General features: G+C 46.6%; 24 protein-coding genes. 6 read left to right on the forward strand and 18 right to left on the reverse strand.

Annotated features, from left to right (window positions below; genetic code table 11):
* Window positions 1–6: 6 nt before the first annotated feature.
* Genes pabB through Q7A_RS00255 form a run of 3 tightly spaced genes read left to right on the forward strand, consistent with a single transcriptional unit; the run spans window position 7 to window position 3,146 of the window.
* Complete coding sequence (gene pabB, locus Q7A_RS00245) at window positions 7–1,392, forward strand: aminodeoxychorismate synthase component I (protein ID WP_014705289.1); 1,386 nt, start codon at window positions 7–9, stop codon at window positions 1,390–1,392.
* Window positions 1,393–1,968 (forward strand): amino acid kinase family protein, encoded by a 576-nt coding sequence (locus Q7A_RS00250; RefSeq protein ID WP_014705290.1) that lies wholly within the window; start codon window positions 1,393–1,395, stop codon window positions 1,966–1,968.
* On the forward strand, window positions 1,965–3,146 hold the full coding sequence (locus Q7A_RS00255) for a pyridoxal phosphate-dependent decarboxylase family protein (protein ID WP_014705291.1): 1,182 nt from the start codon (window positions 1,965–1,967) through the stop codon (window positions 3,144–3,146). Before Q7A_RS00250 ends, Q7A_RS00255 begins: the two co-directional genes overlap by 4 nt.
* Here Q7A_RS00255 and Q7A_RS00260 read toward each other — a convergent pair.
* From Q7A_RS00260 to Q7A_RS00295, 8 genes are all read right to left on the reverse strand, one after another.
* Window positions 3,121–4,824: an SPOR domain-containing protein gene (locus tag Q7A_RS00260; RefSeq protein WP_014705292.1), complete on the reverse strand. Its 1,704-nt coding sequence runs from the start codon at window positions 4,822–4,824 to the stop codon at window positions 3,121–3,123. The two genes, Q7A_RS00255 and Q7A_RS00260, sit on opposite strands and share 26 nt — an antisense overlap.
* 8 nt (window positions 4,825–4,832) lie before the next feature.
* Window positions 4,833–5,918 (reverse strand): 3-dehydroquinate synthase, encoded by a 1,086-nt coding sequence (gene aroB / locus Q7A_RS00265; RefSeq protein WP_041354743.1) that lies wholly within the window; start codon window positions 5,916–5,918, stop codon window positions 4,833–4,835.
* Between the two features lie 5 nt (window positions 5,919–5,923).
* Window positions 5,924–6,451, reverse strand: a complete 528-nt coding sequence (aroK, locus tag Q7A_RS00270; RefSeq protein ID WP_041354156.1) for a shikimate kinase AroK — start codon at window positions 6,449–6,451, stop codon at window positions 5,924–5,926.
* Window positions 6,452–6,543: 92 nt separating this feature from the next.
* Complete coding sequence (pilQ, locus tag Q7A_RS00275) at window positions 6,544–8,721, reverse strand: type IV pilus secretin PilQ (protein WP_052501223.1); 2,178 nt, start codon at window positions 8,719–8,721, stop codon at window positions 6,544–6,546.
* A 10-nt stretch (window positions 8,722–8,731) separates the two neighbouring features.
* On the reverse strand, window positions 8,732–9,280 hold the full coding sequence (locus tag Q7A_RS00280) for a pilus assembly protein PilP (protein WP_014705297.1): 549 nt from the start codon (window positions 9,278–9,280) through the stop codon (window positions 8,732–8,734).
* A complete protein-coding gene (locus Q7A_RS00285) occupies window positions 9,280–9,867 on the reverse strand; it encodes a type IV pilus inner membrane component PilO (protein ID WP_014705298.1) in 588 nt (195 codons plus the stop codon). The genes Q7A_RS00280 and Q7A_RS00285 overlap by 1 nt, the downstream gene beginning before the upstream one ends.
* 2 nt (window positions 9,868–9,869) lie before the next feature.
* The gene (locus tag Q7A_RS00290; protein ID WP_014705299.1) at window positions 9,870–10,430 is read right to left on the reverse strand and encodes a PilN domain-containing protein; all 561 of its coding nucleotides are present in this window, start codon (window positions 10,428–10,430) and stop codon (window positions 9,870–9,872) included.
* A complete protein-coding gene (locus Q7A_RS00295; protein ID WP_014705300.1) occupies window positions 10,430–11,488 on the reverse strand; it encodes a pilus assembly protein PilM in 1,059 nt (352 codons plus the stop codon). The genes Q7A_RS00290 and Q7A_RS00295 overlap by 1 nt, the downstream gene beginning before the upstream one ends.
* A 188-nt stretch (window positions 11,489–11,676) precedes the next feature.
* Here Q7A_RS00295 and Q7A_RS00300 point away from each other — a divergent pair, with 188 nt between their 5' ends.
* Entirely contained in the window at window positions 11,677–14,076 is a 2,400-nt protein-coding gene (locus tag Q7A_RS00300; protein WP_041354158.1) for a penicillin-binding protein 1A, read from the forward strand.
* 147 nt (window positions 14,077–14,223) lie between these two features.
* Here the strand turns inward: Q7A_RS00300 and Q7A_RS15600 are convergent, their stop codons facing one another.
* Window positions 14,224–15,321, reverse strand: a complete 1,098-nt coding sequence (locus Q7A_RS15600; RefSeq protein ID WP_014705302.1) for a methyl-accepting chemotaxis protein — start codon at window positions 15,319–15,321, stop codon at window positions 14,224–14,226.
* A gap of 76 nt (window positions 15,322–15,397) precedes the next feature.
* Between Q7A_RS15600 and Q7A_RS00310 the strand changes: the two genes are divergently transcribed.
* Together Q7A_RS00310 and Q7A_RS00315 are read left to right on the forward strand one after the other, a co-directional pair.
* The gene (locus tag Q7A_RS00310; RefSeq protein ID WP_014705303.1) at window positions 15,398–16,567 is read left to right on the forward strand and encodes an NnrS family protein; all 1,170 of its coding nucleotides are present in this window, start codon (window positions 15,398–15,400) and stop codon (window positions 16,565–16,567) included.
* Between the two features lie 9 nt (window positions 16,568–16,576).
* Window positions 16,577–17,014 carry an Rrf2 family transcriptional regulator gene (locus Q7A_RS00315; protein ID WP_014705304.1) on the forward strand — a complete coding sequence of 146 codons (438 nt, stop codon included), beginning with the start codon at window positions 16,577–16,579 and terminating at the stop codon, window positions 17,012–17,014.
* A 21-nt stretch (window positions 17,015–17,035) separates the two neighbouring features.
* Here the strand turns inward: Q7A_RS00315 and ytfE are convergent, their stop codons facing one another.
* From ytfE to Q7A_RS00360, 9 genes are all read right to left on the reverse strand, one after another.
* Window positions 17,036–17,710, reverse strand: coding sequence for an iron-sulfur cluster repair protein YtfE (gene ytfE, locus Q7A_RS00320; protein ID WP_014705305.1), 675 nt, complete (start codon window positions 17,708–17,710; stop codon window positions 17,036–17,038).
* A gap of 888 nt (window positions 17,711–18,598) precedes the next feature.
* Entirely contained in the window at window positions 18,599–20,074 is a 1,476-nt protein-coding gene (locus Q7A_RS00325) for a M48 family metalloprotease (protein ID WP_014705307.1), read from the reverse strand.
* A 27-nt stretch (window positions 20,075–20,101) separates the two neighbouring features.
* Window positions 20,102–20,302, reverse strand: a complete 201-nt coding sequence (gene rpmE, locus Q7A_RS00330; RefSeq protein WP_014705308.1) for a 50S ribosomal protein L31 — start codon at window positions 20,300–20,302, stop codon at window positions 20,102–20,104.
* Between the two features lie 123 nt (window positions 20,303–20,425).
* The gene (locus Q7A_RS00335; RefSeq protein ID WP_084227424.1) at window positions 20,426–21,004 is read right to left on the reverse strand and encodes a class I SAM-dependent methyltransferase; all 579 of its coding nucleotides are present in this window, start codon (window positions 21,002–21,004) and stop codon (window positions 20,426–20,428) included.
* Entirely contained in the window at window positions 21,001–22,452 is a 1,452-nt protein-coding gene (locus Q7A_RS00340) for a TrkH family potassium uptake protein (RefSeq protein ID WP_014705310.1), read from the reverse strand. The genes Q7A_RS00335 and Q7A_RS00340 overlap by 4 nt, the downstream gene beginning before the upstream one ends.
* A 6-nt stretch (window positions 22,453–22,458) precedes the next feature.
* Complete coding sequence (gene lnt / locus Q7A_RS00345) at window positions 22,459–23,970, reverse strand: apolipoprotein N-acyltransferase (protein WP_014705311.1); 1,512 nt, start codon at window positions 23,968–23,970, stop codon at window positions 22,459–22,461.
* Entirely contained in the window at window positions 23,970–24,839 is an 870-nt protein-coding gene (locus Q7A_RS00350; RefSeq protein ID WP_014705312.1) for an HlyC/CorC family transporter, read from the reverse strand. Before Q7A_RS00350 ends, lnt begins: the two co-directional genes overlap by 1 nt.
* Window positions 24,836–25,300, reverse strand: coding sequence for an rRNA maturation RNase YbeY (gene ybeY, locus Q7A_RS00355; protein WP_014705313.1), 465 nt, complete (start codon window positions 25,298–25,300; stop codon window positions 24,836–24,838). The genes Q7A_RS00350 and ybeY overlap by 4 nt, the downstream gene beginning before the upstream one ends.
* The gene (locus Q7A_RS00360; protein ID WP_014705314.1) at window positions 25,297–26,271 is read right to left on the reverse strand and encodes a PhoH family protein; all 975 of its coding nucleotides are present in this window, start codon (window positions 26,269–26,271) and stop codon (window positions 25,297–25,299) included. Before Q7A_RS00360 ends, ybeY begins: the two co-directional genes overlap by 4 nt.
* Window positions 26,272–26,273 lie beyond the last annotated feature (2 nt).

Below are 26,273 nucleotides of genomic sequence, written 5' to 3' on the forward strand. Positions count from 1 at the left end.
ACTGTGATGAATTCTCAATTGCCGCCTTTACGTGCCGAGCTTCCCTATCAAATAGACAGTGCCACACTGTTTGCTGCTATTCGTGATTTGCCGTGGGCAGTTTTCCTGGATAGTGCCATTACCGAAGGCGATAATGCCCGCTTCGATATCATCGCGGCAGATCCTTTTATTACCCTGCAAACCACCGGTCAAACAACCACTATTGATTATCGCACTGCAGATAGCCTGAATTCGGCGGATGATCCCTTTTTGTTGTTGCAGACTGTGCTGAAAAAATATGCTCAGCAGTCAACCGAACTGCCCTTCTGTGGTGGCGCTATCGGTTATTTCAGTTACGATCTGGGCCGCAGAATTGAAAGCCTGCCAAGTCTGGCGGTAGATTCGGAACAAATACCGGAAATGGCTGTTGGCATTTATGACTGGGCGGTCATTAGTGATCATCAGCAACAACGCTGCTGGTTAGTCAGTTATGGCGTTGACCCAGCCACGCACCAGAACTGGTCGGATTTAATCAATCGATTGCAACGGCCACAAACAACTGATTCAACTACCTTTAAGGTGAATGGCGAATTACGTTGCAATATGGATCAACAAGCCTATCAAACAGCCTTTGAAAAAATAAAAAACTACATTACTGATGGGGACTGTTACCAGGTCAATCTGGCCAAGCGTTACGAAGTAAATGCTGAAGGTGATCCCTGGATTGCCTATCAGCAGTTACGAAAGCAGAATGCCGCGCCTTTTTCAGCCTTTTTAAACACGCCCCAGGCAGCAGTGTTAAGTTCATCACCGGAACGGTTATTACGGGTTAAAAACAAGCTGGTGGAAACCAAACCCATCAAAGGTACCCGACCACGAGATTTGCACAATGCAGAGCGCGATCGTTTGCTCGCTCGACAGTTACAGGACAGCCTCAAGGATCGTGCTGAAAATGTGATGATTGTTGATTTGCTGCGCAATGATCTGGGCAAAGTCTGCACACCGGGTTCCATATCCGTGCCCTCTCCTTTTGCACTCGAGTCTTTTGCTACCGTACATCACCTGGTCAGCACCATCACTGGGACACTGGCTGAAGATCAGGATGCTGTCAGCTTATTAAGAGCCTGTTTTCCGGGGGGATCCATTACCGGTGCACCCAAACTACGATCGATGGAAATCATCGAAGAACTCGAACCGCAACGCCGTGGTGTCTATTGTGGCAGCATTGCTTTTATTGGCTTTGACGGCAATATGGACAGTAATATTACGATTCGGACATTGGTATTCAGTGATAATCGCCTGCGTTTCTGGGCCGGTGGCGGCATTGTGGCGGATTCCGAACTCGAAGCCGAATATCAGGAAGTGGCTGATAAAGCCGCGGCAATGCTGGGCCTGGTGGAGTCATTACGTTAAATGCATATCGTTAAACTGGGTGGCAGCCTTTATCACACTGCTGAACTCAAATCCTGGTTAACATTGCTGGAACAGACGGCGCTTAATGAGTGTGTGGTAATTGTTCCGGGCGGTGGTCCTTTTGCTGACATGGTGCGTCAGGCGCAGCAACTGCATAAATTTGATGATCAACATGCTCACCATATGGCGATCCTTGCCATGGCACAATATGGGTTGATGCTGCAGGCCTTGTTACCCTCCGCTGTCCTTGTAAAAACACCAGCAGAAGTTTCCAGCCATTGCCAACTGTCTATCTGGTTTCCAGATGATCAATTACTGCAAGTCACAGAAATTACCCAAAACTGGCAGATCACTTCCGACAGTCTGGCATTATGGTTTGCACAGCAATTTGCACAAAGCCGCTTGAGTCTAATCAAATGTGTTTCCGCAGAGAGTGGAGATCTCAACGAGTTAAGTAAAAAGGGCATTATTGATCAGGGTTTTACTGCACTGTTCCGACAAAGACCCATTTCAACTCAAATGATCCATTATCAAGCCCCGGATAACTTTCCTGAGCATGGAATTAAGCTCGGATGAGCATTAGTTCAAATCAACTATCTACCACGCTGTCAGCGTTAATTAATCAGTCTCTGCAACAATTCGACATCAACGCTAAAACGCTTCAACAACTTTCCCAACAGATTGATACCTTACTCCTTGCAGGACAGCGTCACAGACATGCAAACTGGGCAGGCCATATGACGCCTGCAGTAAATGAATTAGCCGCACTGGGACAGCTTGTGGCGGCTTTGCACCAAGGCAATTTGCTCTCATCGGAGCTTTATCCAGAACTTGCAATCGTTGAGAAAGATATCTTTGATTTTTTCTGCCCTTTATTTGGTCAACAACACGGGCATGCGACACATGGTGGCAGCTATGGCAACCTTGATGCATTATGGCAGGCTCGAAAAAAATTCGGTGGTTATTCAAACCGGGTATATGCCAGCGATCAATCGCACTATTCCGTTTTCAAGGCATGTGACATTCTGGGTCTGGAATTACAATTGATACCCACCAATAATTCCCAGCAGATGGATATTGCAGCACTTGCGTTTGCCTGTAACGAGCAGACTCCAATGGCCATTGTTGCCACAGCAGGCACCACCAGTAGCGGACAGATCGATGATATCAATGCGGTTAAAGCGATCATTGAGCATAGTCCGTGTTGGCTGCATATCGATGCAGCCTGGGGTGGTTTTTTAAGTTTGATCAACACCAGTCCACTGACGGACAAACAGTTTGGACAAGCAGATTCGGTCTGTTTTGATCCGCACAAAAGTCTGGGTCAGCCCCGTCCCTGCGGGTTATTGATGTATCAGCAACCAATCAAAGCCGCAGCCTCGCCAACCCAATACCTGACACAAACACCACGTGACACATTACCGGGTTCCTATGGAGCAGAACTGTTACTGCCTTTATGGCTGACCATCAAAACACTTGGAAAAACAGGCCTTGTCGATCAAATCGACTTTCAACTCGACCAGGCCAGAAAATTTGCCGGTTTTCTCAATGAGCAGCCAGGTTGGCAGGCAGAAGTTTCTCCCACTGGCATTGTCTGTTTTAATTCACCACCACAAACAGACCTTTCCGATTTGCTGGAAAAAGGTATTTTTTCACTTACGGAACTTGCTGGAAAGAAAGTCTATCGGGCAGTCTTTGCCGGACCTAGCACCCGCAGTGACACACTGATTAGCGATCTGGCGCCTTATCTATAATTTGTTTTTGAACACCGTCATAACGTCTTAGCCAGGGCGATATTTTATTCAACGGAGAGGACCATTGCTGACTGTCACGCATTGCTACCTGTTTTGAAGGATATACTCCGTAGATCACGGCATACCAGACTTCACCATTACGCAGACTTTCAAAAACCGCGACATTACCTGTCAGTTCATTTTTTTCCACAAAGCTGTCCACTTCGGCCCGATCCCATGTACCCATTAATTGAAAGGTAAAATCGGTGGCAGATTGCTGCATAATCCACTCTTTATCCTTTAGAGTCGTATCAACCAGATCAGAAAATGCTGTATCAGCTTTCTCCGTGTCGGTAGCGGGTTCGGGAATTAATTCGACTGGAGGGTTAATTTGTTCAGGCGGTGAAGGTGGCTCAACCTCTTGTTCATCTGCTGTTTCAGAAGTCACTTTTTCTGTTTCAGAACTTACATCATCATTCACCGTGTCAACGTCAGCAATAGATTCCTCTGAATCAGCAGTCTGCGATGGTTGTTCAATTATTTCTACGGGATCGATTACAACTTCTGCAGTGACTTCCTGTTCAGGTTCTTCTTCATTTGCTGGGGTAATGGTTTCGATTGCTGGTTCAACATCAGAGTCAGTCGTCGGTTCAGCTTCTACATCTGCCTGCTCCAACTCTTCGAGCAGCTCGACTAATTCCTGGCGATCGGCTTCTGCAACACTGGTAAGTTCTTCTGGTTCATCCACAACGACCATCGGCAAGTTTTCGTTTAAAACATCCGTGTTTAGCACATCGTCTTCAATAGTGTTTTTATCAGCAACAAACAAGTCATTTATCTGCTGCTGGTAAAACAGAATCAATGCAAATAAAACACCCAGAGGAACCAGTCCAAACCATTTATTCCAGCGCAAAGAAACAGCAGGAAACTTGAAGCTGAAAGGCAACTGCACCGGTTTCCCCTGTCCCAGTAAAAATTTATGGGCAAGGTGATTCAATGCTGCCGGTACACCTGAAGACTGTCGATGAAAACGTATTAATGCTTTGTCATCAAAGGGGCTGTCACCGTTGAAACCAACACCCTGTAACCGCTGCAATAAATAAGCAGCGGTTTCCTGCTGTGGAATAGGCCCCAGCAGTAAGGGTTGAATACGCTCATTTTGAGTAGCCATGGCATCAGCCGTAACATCGGTTACTACCGCCCGCCATAGATAGTTGCCTTCATGTTGCCAGTCAAACCAGGCTTTTAATTGCTGGAGTAATGGTTCAGCAAGCTTACTGATATCATCAATCAGTAGCACAGGACGAATCTGCAAAGTCTGGAGTTGCTGTAATCGCTGTTGTAATAGCTGCAGGTTGTTACTGCCCAGCGTACTTTCCTGAGGCGCACCAAAAACCTGCAAACAGCGGCTGACTATAAACTGAATGGTCAACGAGGGTTCTGCCTGAATCAGGCAAAAACGCAGATCATCGCCACCCCGATTCATTAAGGCTTTTAAAGTAGTGGTTTTACCCAGACCGTGGTTGCCATACAGCAAAGGAATTTTGTCACTGGCTCGCAACAGATGCAGAACCAAATCCAGACGCTGCTTAATTTCCGGCCCCATATACAGTCCGGCTTCTGTCACCTCTGCACTGAAGGGATTCGACTGAAGCGCTAATCTCGAAATATATTTTGGTTCAGCTGCCGCTGCAGTCATTGCATTACTCAATTTTCAGCAGTAAATTTCGCCAGGGTTTCAGCCAGGGCATCACCATCGTAGTTATCGGAAATAATGGCCTGACCGATATCTTTTAACAACACCAGACGAATCAGTCCATCCTGAACTTTTTTATCTACCGCCATCAGGTTCATAAAATCTGCAGAACTTAACTTGTCCGGAACAGTAACAGGAAGATTAGCGGCTATCATAATGTTGCTGATACGTGTAACTTTTTCCGTGCTAAGCCATCCCATACGTTGCGATAAGTCGGCCGCCATCACCATGCCTATTGCAATCGCCTCACCATGCAGACAATTCCCGTAGCCAGAGCCAGTCTCGATGGCATGACCGAATGTATGACCGAGGTTTAACAATGCTCTGACGCCCTGTTCACGCTCATCATCTGCCACAATGGTTGCCTTATCCTGACAGGATCGGGCAATCGCTTGTGCCAGTGCCGCAGGATCACGCGAAACCAGCAACGACATATTCTGTTCAAGCCAGTCAAAAAATTCAGCATCATTAATCAGGCCATATTTAATGACTTCTGCCAGCCCCGAAGAAAACTGACGATCATCCAGCGTTTTTAACGTGTCAGTATCTGCCAGTACACATTGCGGCTGGTAAAACGCACCAATCATATTTTTGCCTAAAGGATGATTGACTGCGGTTTTACCGCCGACTGATGAATCGACCTGTGATAATAAGGTGGTGGGAACCTGGATAAAGGGCACTCCGCGCTGATAACAGGCTGCAGCAAATCCTGCCATATCGCCTATAACACCACCACCCAGCGCAATAATGGTTACCTGACGAGACAATCTGGCTTCCAGTAAACGATCAAAAATCAGCTGCATGATGTCCAGCGTTTTATATTGCTCCCCATCAGGCAAAATAACACTTTCCAGCCGATAATCATTTAACGCTGTTTTTACCGTATCCAGGTACAGAGGTGCCACCGTTTCATTGGTAACAATCAATACTTCCTTTCCTCGGATATGGGCGGTAAATAAATCACTTTCCGATAGCAGGTTTTCACCAATATGGATGGGATAACTGCGATCACCGAGCGCAACTTGAAGCGTTTTCATCATATTCAGGTTTCTTTTATTTTTAATTGTTGCAGTTGTTTTATCACTGCGTTCACGGTTCGGGTAACAGACTGATCACCCGTTTGTAACACCACATCAGCTACTTGCCTGTAAAGGGGATCACGCTGTGCCATTAGTTGCTTTATTTGCTGGCGACGATCGCCTACCTGCAACAGGGGGCGGCTGGTATCACGAGATGTGCGACGGTAAAGCTGTTCCGCTGTGGCCGCCAGATAGACAACCTTGCCACGTTTCAGATTGCGCCGGTTTGCCTCCGCCAGCACAGCACCGCCACCGGTGGCCATTACAATATTATCCATTGCGCTAAGCTCAGCAATTATTTTCTGCTCGCGCTCCCTGAAGCCCTCTTCACCTTCCATCTCGAAAATCCAGGATATGGATACGCCAGTGCGTTTTTCAATCTCACGATCACTATCAAAAAACTTGCGATGTAGCTTTTTGGCAAGCTGTCGACCAATGGTAGACTTTCCAGACCCCATTGGCCCCACCAGAAATATATTACCTGAAATCACGTGGTTAATGGCTCAACTGTTTATCGTAAAAAAAACCGGATCAACAGACTATTCGTCGATCCGGTTTTTTATCTTAACTGAAAAAGCTGAATTTAATAATCCATGCCTTCCTTAATAATTTTTGGTGTAACAAATACCAGCAGTTCACGTTGGCGATCTTCATTTAAATTGGTTTTGAAGAGAAAGCCAACATAAGGCAAATCACCAAAGAACGGGACGCGTGTGGAAGACTGTGTCGAGGTTTGTTCATAGATCCCCCCCAGCACAACCGTTTCGCCGTTATCTACCAATACCTGGGTACGAACGCTACGGGTATCAATACTTGGCACATTGAGAAAAATCTCACCCACTTCATCTTTATTAACCTCCAGATCCATAACAATACGATCATCTGGCGTAATCTGTGGAGTCACATCCAATTTTAACAGAGCCTCTTTGAACGAAACCGAGGTTGCACCGCTTGACGAGGCTTCCTGATAGGGAATTTCGGTACCTTGTTCAATGGTTGCCTGCTTTTGATTCGACGTAATAACTCGTGGGCTGGAAATAATCTCACCCTTACCTTCTTCCTGCATTGCAGAAAGCTCTAACTGCAAAATTGTTCCTAACGGTAATTTTGCCAAAGCTAAACCTATTGAACCAGCGGGGTTTGCAACGGGTAAATTTACATTCAAACCCTGATTAGTGTTAATTGCACTTTGAGACGGGCCTCCTATATTTCCAGAAGTAGATAGCTCTGAGCCATTATTTGAAATATCACCCAGCGTCCCGGAAACAGCTCCATTATTTATCAAGCTACCATTAGAATTTGAAGCAGAGGAGGCTCCAAAACGTACTCCTAGCTCTTTGGTAAAGTCATTATTGGCAATAACAATCCGTGATTCAATCAACACCTGCCGTACCGGTATATCAAGCTTTTCGATTAACTTGCGTACATCGGCCAGATTATCGGCCGTATCACGAAGCAATAAAGAGTTTGTCCGTTGGTCAACCACCACACTACCACGCTCAGAAAGAAATCCTCCAGCGCTGCTTCCTGCTGTTGACTGACCCTGGGTTGTCGTTAGAATCTCCGCCATCTCCGAGGCTTTTGCAAAGTTGACTTCAAATATCTCGGAATAAAGGGGCTCCAACTCAACCAGCTGCCGTCTTGCTTCAAGCTCCTGTTTTTCGCGAGCGGCAATTTCTGCTGCTGGGGCAATCAGCATGACATTACCATTTTGACGCATACCCAGACCCTTGGTTTTCAGGATAATGTCCAGCGCCTGATCCCAGGGTACATTTTTCAAACGTAACGTTAAGTTGCCGGTCACTGTGTCACTGGTCACCAGATTCATCCCGTTAAAATCAGCCAGCAGCTGTAAAACAGCCCGAACTTCAATATTCTGGAAGTTCAGCGACAGTTTTTCGCCTTCAAAGCCAAATTCACTTTCCGCAGAATCAGCTGCATTTTGTTCCACAACGGGTTTCACTTCTACCACCAGCATATCACCAGACTGATACGCCAGGTGTTCAAACTTGCCGTTGGTGGTTAATATCAGGCGGGTTCCGTCAGATGTCTGAATACTGTCAATCATGTTTACCGGTGTAGCAAAATCCATTACATCCAATCTACGTTGTAAATTGTCAGGTAAACTGACGCCAGGTAAGTCGACGACTAAATCACCTCGTTCCCGTCGAACATCCAATGAAGTATTCTCATTTTGCAAAGCCACCATCAGCTTGGCTTCGCCCTGCTCACCACGTCGGAAATCGATATCGGTAACGGCGTTTCCACCACTTGAAGCTTTAGCCGGTGTCCCTGTGCCAATGGCAGATGCTACTGAAGTGTTGTCATTCAGCATGACTTTGACCACATTACCCTCAACCTCAACCTGATAGGGTAATTTGCGTAATAAATTGATAACCATCCGGGTCCGCTCACCCGCTTCAACCGTTGCAATACTGCGGGTTTGTCCACTGTTTATCTGCTTGGTTGTTTCACTTAATTTGTTACTGATACCTCTAAAGTCAAGCACAATCCGGGCGGGATCATCAGTAGCAAAACTTTCAGGTGTCTCTACTGCTTCAGAAAACGTCAGCGTCACAACCCCTCTGTCTCCAGAAAGAGTTGAATAATCGAGTGATTGCAGTTCATTTGCATAAGCAAAACTGCTGATGAGCAATAATGAAAGCAAACCCAGGCGAAAACGCCATCGCTCCAATAGTTTGTTATCGGTGTTGGTCATGACTTGTCGCCGTGTGATTGTCATTCCGTATTTACGCATCATGTTGTGGCCCTTAATTTATCTCTACGACGGGTACTGTCGTCTCACGCTCGTTATAGCCGTTTCCTTCAGGAACGATTTCTTTCAGTGTCAGTTGTGTTTCACTGATCGCAACAATCTGGCCATGGTTCAACCCCATGTAATTACCAATCTGTACACGATGTATCGTACTGTCTGGAGCCCGTATTAATGCCCATAAGCTTTCCTGTTCCAGAGTACCGACATATTGCAAATCACCCAGCGGATAATTTTCCAGAATTTCCTTCATCCGGTTTTCATTTGGCTGAATGCCATTATCAACCACTTGCTCCGGTTCCGGTTCGGGAACATCAATAACGGTTGGAACAAATGGATCACGTAACTCAGCAGCGGCATAACTGAATTTTTCATAAGGCTTCATCACAGGAATCGGTGGAATATCGACAACCTGACGAGCTTTTACTTCAGCAACATAGGCTTGCAGATCATCTTTTGGTTGCGAACAGGCCACCAGCAGAAATGCCATGGAAAGCAGAATAAGCTTTTGAATTAATGAATGGCTAGATATGGATATGTTCATCATCAATTACCCTGCTCGTCAAAGTAACGATAGGTCTTGGCCGTAATATCCATGGTCATATTTCCATCGCTGGTTAATGGACCCATTTTGAAATTATGCAGTGTCACAATACGGGGTAATGCCGCTATCCCACTAATAAACTCAGCAAATTGATGATATGAGCCTGTCACGCGCATAGTGATAGGCAATTCAATATAAAAATCAATCGGCCGTTCTTCTTCGGGCTTGAATAGTTCAAACTCCAGTCCATTTACCAAGCCAGTTCTGGAAATATCAACCAGCAGATCAGCCACTTCACTTTTCCGGGGTAATTGTTGCAACATCGAAGCAAATGACAACTCCATTTCTTTCATCTGCTCTTTGTAAGCTTCCAGATTTACCGCTTTGCTCTGTTTTATTTCAAAGCTGGTACGCAACTCCGTTTCTGCTTGCTCAAGCTGTGCCAATTCAGCCCGTTTATCTTTAATTATGAAGTAGTAACCACCACCCCAAATTACTGCGCAGATTAGTATTGCGGCAACAATTTTTCCTATCAGCGGCCATTCACCACTTTCATTGAAATCAATATCATTGACTGATGGGATATCCACGACTATTGCTCCTCATCCGTTTGCGGTTTGGACTCGGTGACTTCCAAAGTAAATTGACGAATGGCATCATCTCGGGAGGAGGTACGCTGAACAACACGAAGTTTTGATTCCGTAAACTCCGGATCTTTATCGAGTTGATTCATGAATACTGATACCCTGGCATTGGTTTGCGCAACTCCTTGCACAATCAATTTATCGCCTTCACGGCTTAAAACTTGAAGGTGAATTCCTTCCGGAACCGTTCTCACTAACGAATCGAACACTTTTACAACTTTAGGCCGGCTTTGTTGTAAATCCTGGATAACCTGCATTCTGGCTAATAATCGATCTCGCTGTTTCTCCAAATCCTGGATTTCTTTAATTTGACTATCGACTAGGGCTATTTCTTGCTGCAGGTAGGCATTACGTTGATTTTGTTCATTAACAAGACCGTTGATATGTGAAGTAAATAAAATAAAGACCATAATGGCAAAAGCTAAAGTCAGTCCCATCGCTATATAGAACTGCTGTTGCTTTTCCTGACGTTTTTCTTCACGCCAGGGTAGAAGGTTAATATGTGCCATTAGTCGAAACTCCTCATGGCCAGCCCACAAGCAATCATCATCGAGGGGGCATCGTTACTGAGCGCCTGAACCTTGACTCTAGCGCCCAAGGCCATGTCGGTGAATGGATTGGCAATAGATGTTGAGGTACCAGTTTCTACCTCAACAACCTTATCTACTCCCTCAATCGAGGCACAACCACCAGCAAGGATAATATGATCAATTGATTGGTACTGGCTTGATGCTGAAAAGAAGAACTGCAGGGCTCGAGTGATGGTTACTGCCATGGAACGTTTGAAAGGCTCCAGTACCTTTGGTTCATAATCGTCAGGCAAGCTCTTATCTTTTTTGGCACGGCCTGCTTCCTGATAAGACATTCCATAATAGCGCTCAATGTCTTCGGTCAGCATTCGGCCGCCAAAAGTCTGCTCTCTGGTAAAAACAATTTTGCCGTTTACCAGAACATGTAACGTCGTTAAATTAGCTCCGATATCTGCAACAGCAACGGTTAAACCATTACCTTGATTGGGTAGTTGTCTGGCGATTAGAGAAAAAGCATTTTCGACAGTATAGGCTTCCACATCGACCAGTCTCGGTTTGAGTCCGGCTTTTTCCAGCACACTGGTACGAGCATCGACATTTTCGCGGCGGGAAGCGGCTAATAAAACATCTACGGCATCGGCATCAGCGGCAGATGGACCTAAAACCTCAAAGTCAAGTCGGACTTCATCAAGTGGATAGGGAATATAATTTTCTGCTTCCAACATTACATTTTCTTCCATATCACGTTCTGAAATGGAAGATGGAAAAGAAACAACTTTAGTAATGGCTGAATTCGCTGAAACCGCGACAGAAGCATCTCGAGATTTCGTCCCAGAACGTTTCACTGCACGCTTTATCGCACCAGCAACTTCATCACTGTTTTCGATGCGACCTTCTACCACCGCATTTACCGGAAGAGGTTCCACCGCATAGGATTCAACCGTATAACGATCGCCGCGCTTATTAAGCTCCAACAGCTTTACTACTGAAGAGCTGATATCTATCCCTAGTAAAGGGGATTTCTTACGTCCAAACATGCATCGCCCCAATTCCATCGAAATGATGTGTGTAGCACACTTACCTTTGCAACTTAAAGTAGTTTATTAACTATTGTCAGGATGTCAACAACTAAAAATATGATATTTTCCTGAAAAGTCATTAACTGGCTTTATTAGTGTGTTTATATATACTCTACGGTTTTATTTTTTGCGAACGAAAAAATCCAATGTCGCGACTTGTGTCACGCCTTTTAAAATGGGGCTTTAGCTTTTTTGTAGCCGGTCTACTGTTTATCGCTGTAGTCTATCTATTTTTATCACCTAAACTTCCGAGTCCGGAATCACTACGCTCGGTTCAGTTGCAGATACCCTTACGTATTTTTAGTGAAGAAGGTCTTTTAATGGCTGAATTTGGAGAGAAACGCCGAATTCCTGTCCAGTATGAGGATTTTCCGCCCAAACTCATACAAGCTTTCCTCGCAGCCGAAGACGATCGCTTTTTTGAACACCCTGGCGTGGATTATCAAGGGTTGCTCCGGGCAGCATATTCGCTGGCTGTTACCGGCGAAAAAACACAGGGTGGCAGTACCATTACCATGCAGGTTGCCCGTAATTTTTTCTTAAGTAATGAAAAAACATATTTGCGCAAAATTAATGAGATTATTCTGTCATTAGAAATAGAAAATACTCTCTCCAAAGAAGAAATTCTTGCTTTGTATCTAAATAAAATATTCCTGGGTCATCGCTCTTACGGTGTTGGAGCGGCAGCTGATGTTTATTATGGTAAAAAGCTCGAAGAGTTAACGCTGGGCCAAATGGCAATGATCGCCGGATTACCCAAAGCTCCTTCTACCACGAATCCGATCACTTCTCCGCAACGAGCGATGGACCGCCGAAATTATGTACTCAGCAGAATGCTTGATGTGGGTTTTATTACTCAGTCCGAATATCAAGATGCCTTAAAAGAAGAAGTGAGTGCACGCTATCATGGACGCGAAATAGAAGTTTATGCACCGTATGTTTCTGAAATGGTGCGCACTTATCTGATAGATGAATTTGGTGAAGAAATCTACGAAAAGGGTATTCGAGTATTTACAACGATCAAAGCTAAACATCAGCAAGCGGCAACCAAGGCATTGCAAGATGCTTTATTGGCCTATGACAAACGTCATGGTTATCGAGGACCAACAGCGAAAGTAGATCTGAGTGAATTACCGGATTTGGCAGCATCAGAACAGTTTCTGAAAGATTTTTCGATTATAGGATCCATCAGCCCAGGTCTGGTATTGAGCATAAAAGATAACTCTGCTCAGGTATTTGTGAAGGATTTCGGACAAATTGAATTACCCTTTTCAGCGGTAAGTTGGGCTCAGCCGCAGCTCAGTGCATACAGCATGGGGAAAAAACCACAATCCATAAATGAGGTATTAACTGTTGGCGATATTATCTATCTACGAGCGTTAGAAGACGATGAATGGCAGTTAACACAAATTCCCGAAGTACAGGGAGCCTTGGTCTCGCTTGCTCCTGAAGATGGCGCAATAACCTCTTTACAAGGAGGATTTGATTTCTTCCAGAGTAAATTTAATCGTGCAACACAATCAAAGCGTCAACCTGGATCAGGATTTAAGCCTTTTGTTTATTCAGCTGCACTGGAAAAAGGCTATACGGCCGCAACTGTAGTAAATGATGCGCCAGTGGTATTTGATGATCCGGGGTTGGAGAATGTCTGGCGCCCCGAAAATTACAGTGGACGTTTTTTTGGCCCCACCCGATTAAGGGAAGCACTTACGCACTCTCGAAACCTTGTTTCTATACGGCTGTTAAGAGATATTGGAATTGCCTATACAGTGGATTATGTACAACGGTTTGGATTTCTGCCTGAGCAAGTACCACCGAATTTATCTATAGCCTTAGGTAGTGGTAACGCTGCACCATTAGATATGGCGCGGGCATATGCGACATTAGCCAATGGTGGGTACCTGATAGACCCTTATATTATTAATCGGGTTGAAAATGCTGCTGGTGAAATTCTGATGCAGACCAAACCCAAGAAAGTCTGCGACAGCTGTGCTATACCCGCAGCCGATATCAGTGAAGAAGAAGCCCTGATGCAAGCTGAATTGTTAGGCTTTTATCCAGCCAAACAGGTCATTACCCCACAAAATGCTTACATTATTAACAGCATGCTGCGTGATGTAGTGAAGTTTGGTACAGGTCGCCAGGCATTAAGTTTAAATCGCGGTGACTTGGCGGGTAAAACCGGCACAACAAATGATCAACTGGATGCCTGGTTCAATGGCTTTAACCCCAAACTGGTTGCTATAAGCTGGGTCGGCTTTGATAATCCAAGTACCTTAGGTCGCTATGAAACGGGAGGACGTGCTGCTTTACCAATGTGGATTGATTTTATGCGTGTAGCACTTGAAGATATTCCCGAACAAAGCTTTCAGCAGCCTGTTGATATGGTCACTGTTCGCATTGATCCGGAAACAGGATTGCAGGCACAACCAGACGATACGGATGCAATTTACGAAATCTTCCGTAAAGAAAATGTTCCGGCAATGCGTGGTGGCAGTAGCACCTCAGCCGAAGAACAGGATGATTCACTTATCGAACTTTTCTAGGGCTTGTTTACCCCGCGTCTCTACTATTGCTGGGACACCATTGGTTGGGGAAAGATCCTATTAAGGTCCTTGGAGCAGATTTTATTCATCAGGCATCAAACCATAGAACTCATGGAGTAAGCCAGCAGCTTTATTGGAAAGATTGGCTCAATCACTTTCACTGACCAGCCTTCTCAAGCGATTCATGACCTCCATGTTTGCCTCTTCCATTGCCGAAAGCGCCTGCAGAGCCTCTTCGGACTCTCCGGCTTGATACAGTTCAACTGCCCGTCTCGCCTGCACATGGACTTGACGGTGAGGCTCCTCAATGCGCTGAAATTCGGAAGCATTCATAAACACCGTCTGTCCTGAACCTTCATAGTACCAACGGCCGAGGCGACATTCTTCTTCACTTGGCAACGACTTTGGATCGACGTATTCCAGCCCCAGTAAGCAACGGTAGACTAACAACTTGATCTCCAACTCTTCCAGATTGGCAAACTCCACTTCGCTGGCCAAAGCGGTGCGATTGAGCACACGTCCCCCATCGCCTGCCAGACCCAGCACTTCAGTGGTGCGAGCCAAAATCCGACTGGCATTCTCGTCCACTCGACTGACTGCTTCAGAGTTGGCCTGCATGTCAGCATCCGCTTGTCGTGTTTGAGCCTGAATAGTGTCGACCAGCGATCTGATCTCGCGTGTGGCATCACTGGTACGCTCGGAGAGACTTCTGACTTCACTGGCAACCACAGCAAAACCGCGTCCGTGGGTTCCGGCACGCGCCGCTTCAATACTGGCATTCAAGGCCAACAGATTTGTCTGATCGGAAATACTGTCGATCAAGGAGACAAACCGACTAACCTCCTCCGTGCGCTCCTGAAGAGTTCGCACTTGCTCGGCAGACTGACGGGTTGCAGTAACAATCTGACTGAGTTCAGCGCCCAATTGGTGCAGATCAGTTTCGTTAGATCGCGATGCCGACAAAGACTCACCAGCAGCGGCATTAGCCTCTTCCAACTGACCGGAAAACACTCCGAACGAATTCTTGAGCGCTGTCAATGAGGCACTGAAACCGGTAAAACTACTTAAAATACCCTGCTGTTCTGTAAACTGATGCTGCCGAGATATCTGTTCGGAACGCAAATCTTCACGTTCTTTTTCAAGCATCCGCACCTGTTCCTGAAGAGAACGGTTCTCCGCGATCAATAGATCCTTTTCATCATCAATCGGCGGGTTGCGCCAGAACAGCAATGCACTTCCAAACATGGCACTAACCTCTTTGATTATTTTTTATAATAAATGTATTTTACATACATCTTATTACAACATCAAAGGATAACAAATGCCGACTGATGTCAGCAGCACAGTTATGTACAATCAATCGAAGGTCTGGTTGGCTCTGTGGTTGTTCCCGCTGGTCAGCGCCTATGCGATGATCATTATGCCTCTGACATTGTACAGCCTGTATCAGACACAAGGCTTGCCAGGGCTGAGCCAGCCTGAAGGCCATGCGCATGAGATGCTGTTCGGATTGGTTACTGGTTTGATTGCTGGCTATCTAAGCGGTCGCCCAGAACGTAAAGTTGCTCTACTGATACTGCTGGCATGGTTTGCAGCCCGGGTGGCCTCGCTTAACTGGCCAGATAGTCTTTGGTCTACGGTACTGCAGGCGCTACTAGTTGCCCTGCTGCTCTGGCAGATACTTCCGCGTCTGAACGCCGCTAAACGCTGGCGAAACCGCATACTGCTGCCATTAATCTTTGCATTGCTGGGGCTGGGCGTGTTGAGTGCGTTGAGCCGAGGACTTACTTTGCCGATGTGGTTTTGGCCGACCGCCCAAGTTACCGGCATATTGCTGGCATTATTGTTAAGCTACATGGGCGGCCGTTTGCTGGCCCCAGCCATCGCCAATGCTATAGATCGTACCGGTGGAACAATACTGAAGGCTCGAGTGCAACCACGTATCGAAGGAGGCCTGATCCTTACGCTGGCTACGGCCGCCCTTCTATCTTTGTCGAGCACTCAAATTCCAGGTTGGTTTAGCGCACTACCATTGTGGCTAGCAGCACTGTTGATCTGTATACGAATCGTCCGCTGGCAGCCGTGGCGTCTGGGTGGCCGCTTGGATCTGTTATGCCTGCTAGCAGGTTATGGCTGGCTGGCACCGGGACTTATAGTCATGGCGCTGCAACAAACACGAGGTCTTTCAACTGGACCGGGGTTGCATCTGGTGACCATCGGTACTCTGGGTATTCTGGCCACTGGTGTAATTATGCGGCTGACGGCACAACGTCGCAAACGTGACCTGCCAACCGGAAGCTGGTGGGCCCTGATTGCCCTGCTTTTCAGCCTTGCAGCCGTCAGTCGGGCCCTGCCCGATCTGTTCCTCTTGCTTCCCTGGAGCGCGCGAACAATACTGTATTTCTTCGCTGCTGGTGGCTGGTCACTGGCCTGGGGATTAACACTGATTTATCAATTGCGAACACTACAACGTCCGGTAGTGAGTACTTAGGAGACAACATTGCGTATTACAAGCTATACCGACTATGCCCTGCGCGTCCTCATTTATCTGGCGGCAGAGCCCGGACGCAAAACGACCATCAGAGAAATTTCAACGACCTTTGGTATTTCCAAGAATCACCTGATGAAAGTGGTAAATCAACTAAGCCGATTAGGGTATATTGATTCTGTTCGGGGAAAGAACGGTGGTCTGAACCTGCATTGCTCACCGACAGAAGTCAATCTGGGCATATTGTTCCAGCAAACAGAAACCGACTTAGGCCTGGTGGAATGTTACACTGAGAACAACACCTGCAGTATCACCCCTGCGTGCCAGCTCAAACACATTCTGGCAGAGGCACAGCAGGCGTTCATTGATGTTCTGGGGCAATACAGCCTGGCCGATCTGGTCACAGCCAGACACCGGCCAGAACTGTTAAAACTGCTAAACCTGAACTGAGTGCCTCCCTGTGGAGAACTTTCAGGCAGCCAGAGCCCGACGGAACAATACATTATTCTCCAGATGAATATGTTCCATCAGATCATTACGCAACTGATCCAGTCCGAGATACAAGGCACGCCAAGTGTTACAGGCGTCTGCAGGTGGTGTCATATCGTTTGTTAGCTCAACCAGACGCTGCAGCGCTTCTCCGTGGTCATTATGCTCGTGCATCATGACTTGAATAGGGCCGCCAGCATGAGCGCCAGCACCTTGCTGAAGCATGGGGAACAGAATGCTCTCTTCCTTTTGCATATGACTTTCCAACTCATTTTCCAAGATCTCAAGCTGATCTGCCAGCCCCAGCGGACAATCGGACTTGTCTCCGTGTACCGTCTCAACTCTGCGCGCCATACGGCGAAGCTCCGGAAGTTGCTCTCGGTGCACCAAATGGAAATGGTTGTAGATGTAGTTGACCAGTTCGGGAATCGGTCGTGTTGTCCAATCCTGTTCGGGTGACTCATCTTTCAGCGCTTCCAACTGTTTCAGCACGGGTTCGGCATCCAGTTGTTTGCGCTGCAAAGCTTCTTCAAGACTGATGCCCCCGCCGCAGCAGAAATCCAGCTTATACTGTCGAAAGACCCGCGTGGCACCGGCAAGCTGCGTGGCAATTTCGCCAAGACTGGTTTGTAGCAGGGACTGGGTAGATGTGGTCATAATGCGCTCCTTAAAGGTGTATTTAAAAAACATCTTTTGAAAGGTATTATGGACTCATCTTTAACGATGTCAAGTATGGTCCTTCAGGGTCTGTTGATCTTTCATCTCCACCACTTCTGGAGGCTATGTTTTGTGTCCGACAAGGCGGAAAGCATGCCGTGTAGTATCTTACATAAGTAATTGAAAATAAGTCTGGAACGCATTTGAACAGCTTTGCTGGCCGCGTAGCGGTGAATTACAGGGTGCGCAGTCGGTCGCAAAATAGTCCCAGCCCTTCGAGTGCAGGGACGCACAGGAGTGACCACTCCATCCATGGAGATAAACGTTTTTGCGCGTAAGCCCCAATAATGGGGTGAGATGCATGAATGTATCTCACAAAAGGCGCTCCTCGTGCCTTGATTGACGCTTTTTCAGCTCACAACAGAGGCGGAGATGAAAGATCAACAAATCCTAGTGTTTCACTTCGTCCAGCAGAACAGAAATAATGCGTTGCCGGTATTCAACAAAAGTCATTTGCAACAACGTAATGCAGAAAACAGCCCCGTCCATTACGTGTAGCGGCTGAAAATACGCTGCTTAATGTTGATTATCTTTTGACTGTAAATCACATAATGGTAGCAATATCATTCGCGTGAATAGTCAACAAAAAAATGGAGCAAAGGGATAGCCTTCTAACTTCATCTCTATCGCGTGGTAATCCTTTTTCAACCACAACTGATGATGAGACATGAATAAATCTCTATGGGGCAAGTACCTTTTTTCCAGGTCAGCAAAGACGGCGAGGCAGATCCTTATAAGCAGACAGGACTGTCAACACTGCTCTATTGATGATGTCAATTTCTCAAATAGAATTCGTTGAAGCTGAACGTCACTCAAACAATATAATAGTTAACGAACACGTTTAGCCAATTGGCCTGATTTCAGTTCACCCTTTGGATAATCACCATTCAATAACCGCAACTGCTGTATTGGGCTATTGCTGATTCGTGATTTGGCTGCCCAGCCTGAATAACTATCATTGCTATCGACTTTGACCACTTCGATACGCTGTGCTTCGGCAAATTGCTGTTCATCCTGACGCATAGCATGGAAGCTCATCACCGTCTCACGGAACGCCGGATCAAACTTATTGAAATCTCCGGACGACTTGGTGGTCGCAATAAAAATAAACGCCTGTTCACGCAAATATATGACCGCCACTCGAACCGGCTTGCCCTCTGCGACGGTTAAGCCAGTGTAACCCTGCAATCCATTTGTGGAGAGCGGTTCTCCATTTTTCAGCTCTTTAATATTCAACCTATCCCGGATAAACTCAGCCGGGGTCTGTTTCCGATTAAGATCGGAAGCGCCCATCTCAATAATAGCGGCCCCTTGCGGCGCGGTTGCCCGTAAGCTGGTTGGGTTGTTCTGAATATGCCAATTTTGCGGAAAACTCAACGCAAACTGCATTTCACCATGATAGAAATTTCGACCAGATCGAATGCCCTGCGATTCACTATCACCAAACACCATGCCATCGATACGCTGCAAATAACGCTCAGTGCCTTCATCTTCACGAACAGTGGTTTTGTATTTATCAGCCGCTTTAACGACTTCCTGCAGCCGAGTATCATTATCCGGGTGAGAAGCAAACAGACCGTGGTAACCCTGATAATCCTGGCCTTGTTTTTTAGCCTCGGCTTCAGCAAAGGTTGCCTGATCTTTTAACACGCCAATAACTTCTATCATGGCCTCTGAAGGATAGCCGGAACGGGCCAGATATTCGGCACCGAGCCTGTCCGATTCTAATTCGTGTTCGCGACCATAACCACTGAGCAATGCACCACCAAACACATTAAACAGATCCTGGGCACCTGCGGTGCGTAATCCCGGAAGCAGAATTGCTCCCAGCGTGTATCCTAAATTAGCTGCCTGGGCTGCACTTTGCTGACGTACGCCATGACGGGCAGTGACATGGCCAATCTCATGTCCGAGAACGGCTGCAAGCTCAGCTTCGGAATTCAGATAGGCCATCATCCCCCGAGTGATATAGATATACCCACCGGGTAATGCAAACGCATTGATAACCGGTGAATCTAAAACGGTAAAGCGATAAACCAAATCATCACGATGACTGACGGCGGCGAGTCTTTGCCCGACATCCTGAACATATCTCTGCAACGCTTCATCTTCATAACGACCATACTGTTCAATGATCTGAGGATGATAGGTGCGGCCCATCTCAAGCTCTTTGTTTTCACTGAACATGACAAAATCCTGGCCACCTGTCACCGGATTCTGCGCACAGCCGGATAAAAGGCCCAGAAACAACAAAGCCCCTGTCAATCGACAGAGGCTTTTGTATGTAATGTTGATGATGTTCATTAGTATCTTCGGCTTAAGCCCGCAAGATTATTTTCCGTATTTTTGACGGAATTTATCAACACGACCGGCACTATCCAGCATTTTCTGTTTGCCGGTGTAGAACGGATGACATTCTGAGCATACATCCAGCGTCAGGTCATTGCCGCGTGTTGAACGGGTTTTGAAACTGTTACCACAGCTGCAGGTAACATTGATTTCGCTATAATCTGGATGGATATCCGCTTTCATATCTGTTCTCGCCAATAATGATGTTTGCCCGACAAACACGATTTTTATGTTTGCCCTTTCTGAACCGCGTAATTCTACTGATCCGACGTCTTTTCAGCAAGTCCTATTAAGTATTTATTTTTATTATGACTTTTGTCCCACCAGCATCGCCATGTTTCGCCACCCCATGGAAGTATCTCCAAGTGTCGACTCTTCTCGGTAAACTCTTAATTTCAGACCTGCAAATAAATTTAATAGTTCATTATCTGTCAGTAAAAATTCCGGGTTCTGCGGACCGGAACCATCTACCTTATCGCGACAGAAGGTTTGATAAAAAAGTAACCCACCGGACTTTAACGCATCGATAAGTTTCGGGCAAAGTTTGCGATCCAGAAACTGACTGACGACAATGACATCAAATCTCGAATTGTCAGGCGCTGTCGCACTCACATCCCGCTGCTCAGTAATAATCTGTAACTGTCGCTGTTGAGCTTCTGCATTCAGTTTCGCCAAAGCTTCAGAACTGATATCCCATGCTTGAGTCCGTAACCCCAGACTGGCCATCAACAAGGCATTGGCACCTAAACCACAAGCCAGATCCAGAGCTCTTCCCTGCTGGGGCAATAAATGCTGATTCTGAGTGAGTACCAACGATGGCTCGGGGTAGACCGCAATTTCCGACCGATACCGCTGATCCCATTTTTGCTGACTATCTGACATCATCGGCGCCAGAACGCTGGTGTCAGCACCACTAGTAAAGTGAAGATTTCAAGGCGCCCTAACAACATGGCAACGCATAATATCCACTTTGATGGAGCATTAATCTGTCCAAAATTAGCCCCCACATCCCCCAGTCCCGGACCAAGATTATTCAAACAAGCGGTTACGGCAGAAAACGATGTCACCACATCAAGCCCCGTTGCCATCAACAAAAGATGCATGATGCTGAAACAGAAAACGTATAAAGCAAAAAAGCCCCACACCGCCCCAACGACTTTGGGCGGTAACGCTTTACCATTCACCTTAATGGCAAACACTGCATTAGGATGAATCAGCCGTAAAACTTCACGATATCCTTGTTTAAACAGTAGCATAACGCGAATAACCTTAATACCACCACCAGTGGAAAAGGCACAGCCACCAATATAACTACTCATCAACAATAAAATTGGCAGAAAACCCGGCCACAAATAATAATCAGTAGTGGTAAAACCGGCTGTGGTACCAATTGACACTGCTTGAAAAATACCGTGATGAGCAGCCGTCCAGCCATCATCAAAAGTACCGGTGAAAAACAGGTAGGACGCCGTCACTAAGGAGATAACAAACATGATGCTTAAAAATACTTTTAACTCTGAGTCTCGCAGATAATGCATCAGACTGCGATGGCGCCAGGCGAGAAAATGTAAGGAAAAATTCATCGCAGAAACCAGCATGAAAGCCACCGCGATCATTTCAATCGTCGCGCTGTTAAAAAAGCCCATACTGGCATCATGCGTTGAAAATCCGCCAATGGCGACGGTAGAAAAGCTATGACCGATAGCATCAAACCATGACATGCCGGCCCAGTAATAAGCGATGGTACAAGCGATAGTCAGACTCAAATAGATATACCAGAGGGCTTTTGCGGTTTCCGTAATACGCGGGGTTAATTTTGCATCTTTCATCGGTCCAGGTGTTTCGGCACGATACAGCTGCATGCCGCCGACACCTAATAATGGCAGGATGGCAACGGCCAAGACCACGATCCCCATACCCCCCAACCACTGCAGAAACTGACGATAAAACAATACGGCTTCTGGCAGCGTATCCAGCCCTACCAGAACCGTCGCTCCGGTGGTGGTTAAACCCGACATGGACTCAAACACCGCATCGGTAATACTCATCTCGGGTGATTCGGTCAGATAAAATGGCAACGCCCCGGAAAATCCCAAGGCAATCCAGAACATCACCACCACGATAAATCCATCACGGATCTTCAACTCTTTATGGTGTTTTCTCGCAGGCAACCATAACAGCAAACCGGTACTGACTAGAATTACAAACGCTGTCAGAAAGGCTGTAGCAGCACCGTCATTAAACCACCATGAAACCAGCACAGGTGGCAGCATGGTAATACTGAACAGGCTCAGTAAAATGCCCAGAATGCGCTGGATGGTCATTAATTGCATGGAAGATTAAGACTCGTTACGCCGATAAAAATACTGATAATACGCCCACAAAGTCAGCAACAGCAAAGTTGAGATCAATAATGGCCATTGCCCGAAACGCACGTAGGGAGTCACACCCTCTCTGGGTTGAATGTCACCTTTCAGTACAGCTAATTCAAATTGAGGACTTTGTTGTTGAATAACGCCCTTATAATCAATAAACGCTGATATCCCGTTAGTTGTAACCCGTAAAATGGGCCGCCCGGTCTCCAGCCCCCGGCTTCGTGAAATCTGTAAATGCTGGTGCGGTGCAAATGAATCACCATACCAGGCATTATTAGTCGCGTTAATCAACATGGTTGCCGCCGGCACAGTGTCACGTACTTCAGATGAAAAGGCATCTTCATAGCAGATAGACACCCCGACCGGATGGCCTGCCAACATCATTTGTGGTTGCTCGGAAGCACCCGGTACAAACGCTGACATCGGTAAATCAAAGAATTTTATCAATCCACGCAGGGTTTCAAAAGGAACGTAATCGCCAAATGGAACCAGGTGACGCTTATGATAAAACACCGGGGTTTCGGTCAGACTGACCATACTGTTGTAATAATCTTCACCATTTTCATCCAAGACAGGCAGCCCGACAAGGATATCGGTATTCTGAGAACGTGCTTCGCGACCTAATGGTTCGAGATAACCTTCATCTATTTGGTGATAAAACGCTGTTGCTGCATTTTCCGGCCAGACAATTACATCTGCATCCCAATTCTCTCGACTCAGATCAGCATATAACTGCAACGTATTACGTAACTGCTGGGGATCCCATTTAATTTCCTGCGGCACATTGCCTTGAATCAAGGCAGCTTTCACCGGTTCACCAATGGGCTTGGTCCACTCAACCGACTGCAGGGAAAAAGCGCTGCCCCAAATCACTGCAGGCAATAAGAGAAATAGCCATTTACGCTGGTAAAACACTATGGCCAGACTACCGGCGGTCAATGCTACCAGCCATGAGGCTCCATGAACGCTGATTAACGGAATAAAACCGGCAAGCGGGCCTTCAATTTGCCCAGTACCCAATTCCAGCCATGGGAATCCCGTCAGAAACCAGGCTTTAAACCACTCAAATAAAAGCCAGCTGCTGGGCAGTAATATCAGAAAATCTTTGCTGGATAATATTGGTCCGGTCAGGCGTTTTAACCCCCACCCCAATACGCCGATCATAAAACCCAGGGCAACCACAAACAATGCGGTCAGCAAACCTGCAAGTACTATGCTGGCCTGTCCAAAAACATGGATAGCCACAAAAACCCAGGAAACACCCACACCGAACATGCCGGTACCAAACAGGGTGCCACGCCACAACGCCTGACGAGGACTGACACCTTGCCAGCTGAGAAACAGCACGAGCAGGCTCAACACCGCCAAGGGGTAATAATGGAATGGGGCTAGACTCATTGGCAGGATGGCACCGGCCAATAATGCTGCCCAGCCGCCAAATGCGCCTTGCCAAGCCAACTGCCTGGAAGTTGTCATTATTCTGTTTCGCTTTCGCTTTCAGTTTCTTCGGCTAACTTCACCATACGTAACAAATGAACTCGACGTTTATCTGCACGTAACACAGTAAATTCCAGTGAACCTATTGTGACCTGCTCACCCCGGCCGGGCAAATGACCAAATTGATTCACCACATGGCCACCCACCGTATCAAAATCATCGTCACTCCACTCGGTTTCAAAATACTCGTTAAAATCTTCAACCGGGGTCAATGCTTTGACAGTGAAGGTATTGTCATCACGTTGCAAAATTGGCGCATCATCATCCACATCATGCTCGTCTTCAATTTCACCAACAATTTGTTCAAGCACGTTTTCGATGGTAATCATGCCGGCCACACCGCCATATTCATCAACAACGATTGCCATATGATTACGACGGGCGCGAAATTCACGCAGCAGTACATTTAGACGCTTACTTTCCGGGATAAACACCGCCGGACGTAACAATTCACGCAGATCAAAATTAAACTCACCAGAGCTGACCACTGCCGCCAGCAGATCCTTGGCCAGCAAAATTCCGATAACATCATCACGATCATCATCAATCACCGGAAAACGTGAATGCGATGTTTCTGTGACCAGCTTAAGTGTTTCTTCCGGTGGCGCATCTCGGGAAACCATCACCACTTGAGAACGTGGAATCATAATGTCGCGAGCTTGCATCTGTGAGACGCTCAAAGCGCCTTCGACAATCGACAAGGCTTCGGCATCGAGAATATGCCGTTCAGAAGCATTGCGTAGTAATTCAATCAACTGTTCCTGGTCTTTAGGTTCCAGGAACAGATTACTTAATTTTCGCACCCAGGAAACTGGACTGTCTGAGCGACTCGGTCGTCCCTCACTCATGATGTAACCCTCTGCTCTGTATAAGGATTGTTAATATCAAGCTTTTGTAAAATTTTAATTTCCAACGATTCCATTAATTCTGCCTCATCGTCTTCAATATGATCATAGCCAAGTAAATGCAAACAACCATGCACAATTAAATGTGCCCAATGATCGTTAGTGGTTTTTTCTTGCTCGGCAGCTTCACGCTCTACCACCGGAACACACAGCACCAGATCGCCTAATAACACAGGTTCTAACGGCACAGGTGACTCAAAGGGAAAAGATAAAACATTGGTCGGATAGTTTTTGCCGCGATAATCATTATTCAATTCGGCACTTTCGGTTTCATCCACCAGGCGAATAGTTAATTCACAGTCTTCGTTGACTTCAGCCAGCGCAGCACTGGCCCAGCGTTGAAATTGTTGTTCAGATGGCACATCTGCATCAGTTGCCTGCTGCAGATCGATAATGACGTTCACGACTTTGTTTCAGCCTTTTCGTAAGCCAGAATAACTTTCTGCACCAGCGAATGACGCACCACGTCTTTTGCCTGGAAAAAAGTAAAGCCAATGCCTTCAATATCTTTTAAGACTTCAATGGCATGACGCAGACCTGAACGGGTTGAACCCGGCAAATCCACCTGAGTAATATCACCGGTGATCACCGCTGTCGAGTTATATCCCAGACGAGTCAGAAACATTTTCATCTGCTCAACCGTGGTGTTCTGTGCTTCATCCAGAATAATAAACGATTCGTTCAAAGTACGGCCACGCATATATGCCAGGGGTGCCACTTCGATCACATTGCGTTCAATCAGTTTGGCAACCCGTTCAAAACCTAGCATTTCATAGAGCGCATCAAATAAAGGCCGTAAATACGGGTCCACTTTCTGAGCCAAATCACCCGGCAGGAAACCCAGACGTTCACCGGCTTCAACTGCAGGCCTGACTAATACAATCCGTCTGGCAAAATCACGTTCCAGAGCTTCAACTGCACAGGCAACGGCAAGATAAGTTTTACCAGTACCGGCAGGTCCCACACCAAAGTTGATGTCATGCGTCATTACACGGCGCAAATAGGCTTGTTGATTTTCACCACGCGCCTTAATCAGGCCGCGTTTGGTTTTGATGGTAACTTCTTTTTCTTCTTCAAAACCGGTGGTTTCAGTACCACCCGATTCGCGAATCGCGAGATGGACTTGTTCCGGTTCCAGAACAGATTGGGCGGTGTCGGCATACAGAGTGTGTATCACATCCTGTACTTCAGCCAGAATCTCCGGCTTACCGATGATCTGGAACTTGCCACCGCGATTATTGATTTCCACGCCAAATCCACGTTCCATCATCCGGATATGTTCATCCAGATGACCACATAAATTGGCTAGGCGGGGATTGTCCGCAGGACTTAATTCAAAGCTTATCGTGTCAACTGTAACAGCTGGAGTGACCACAA

The sequence above is a fragment of the Methylophaga nitratireducenticrescens genome (assembly GCF_000260985.4).
In the GTDB taxonomy this organism is placed as follows: Bacteria; Pseudomonadota; Gammaproteobacteria; order Nitrosococcales; family Methylophagaceae; genus Methylophaga; species Methylophaga nitratireducenticrescens.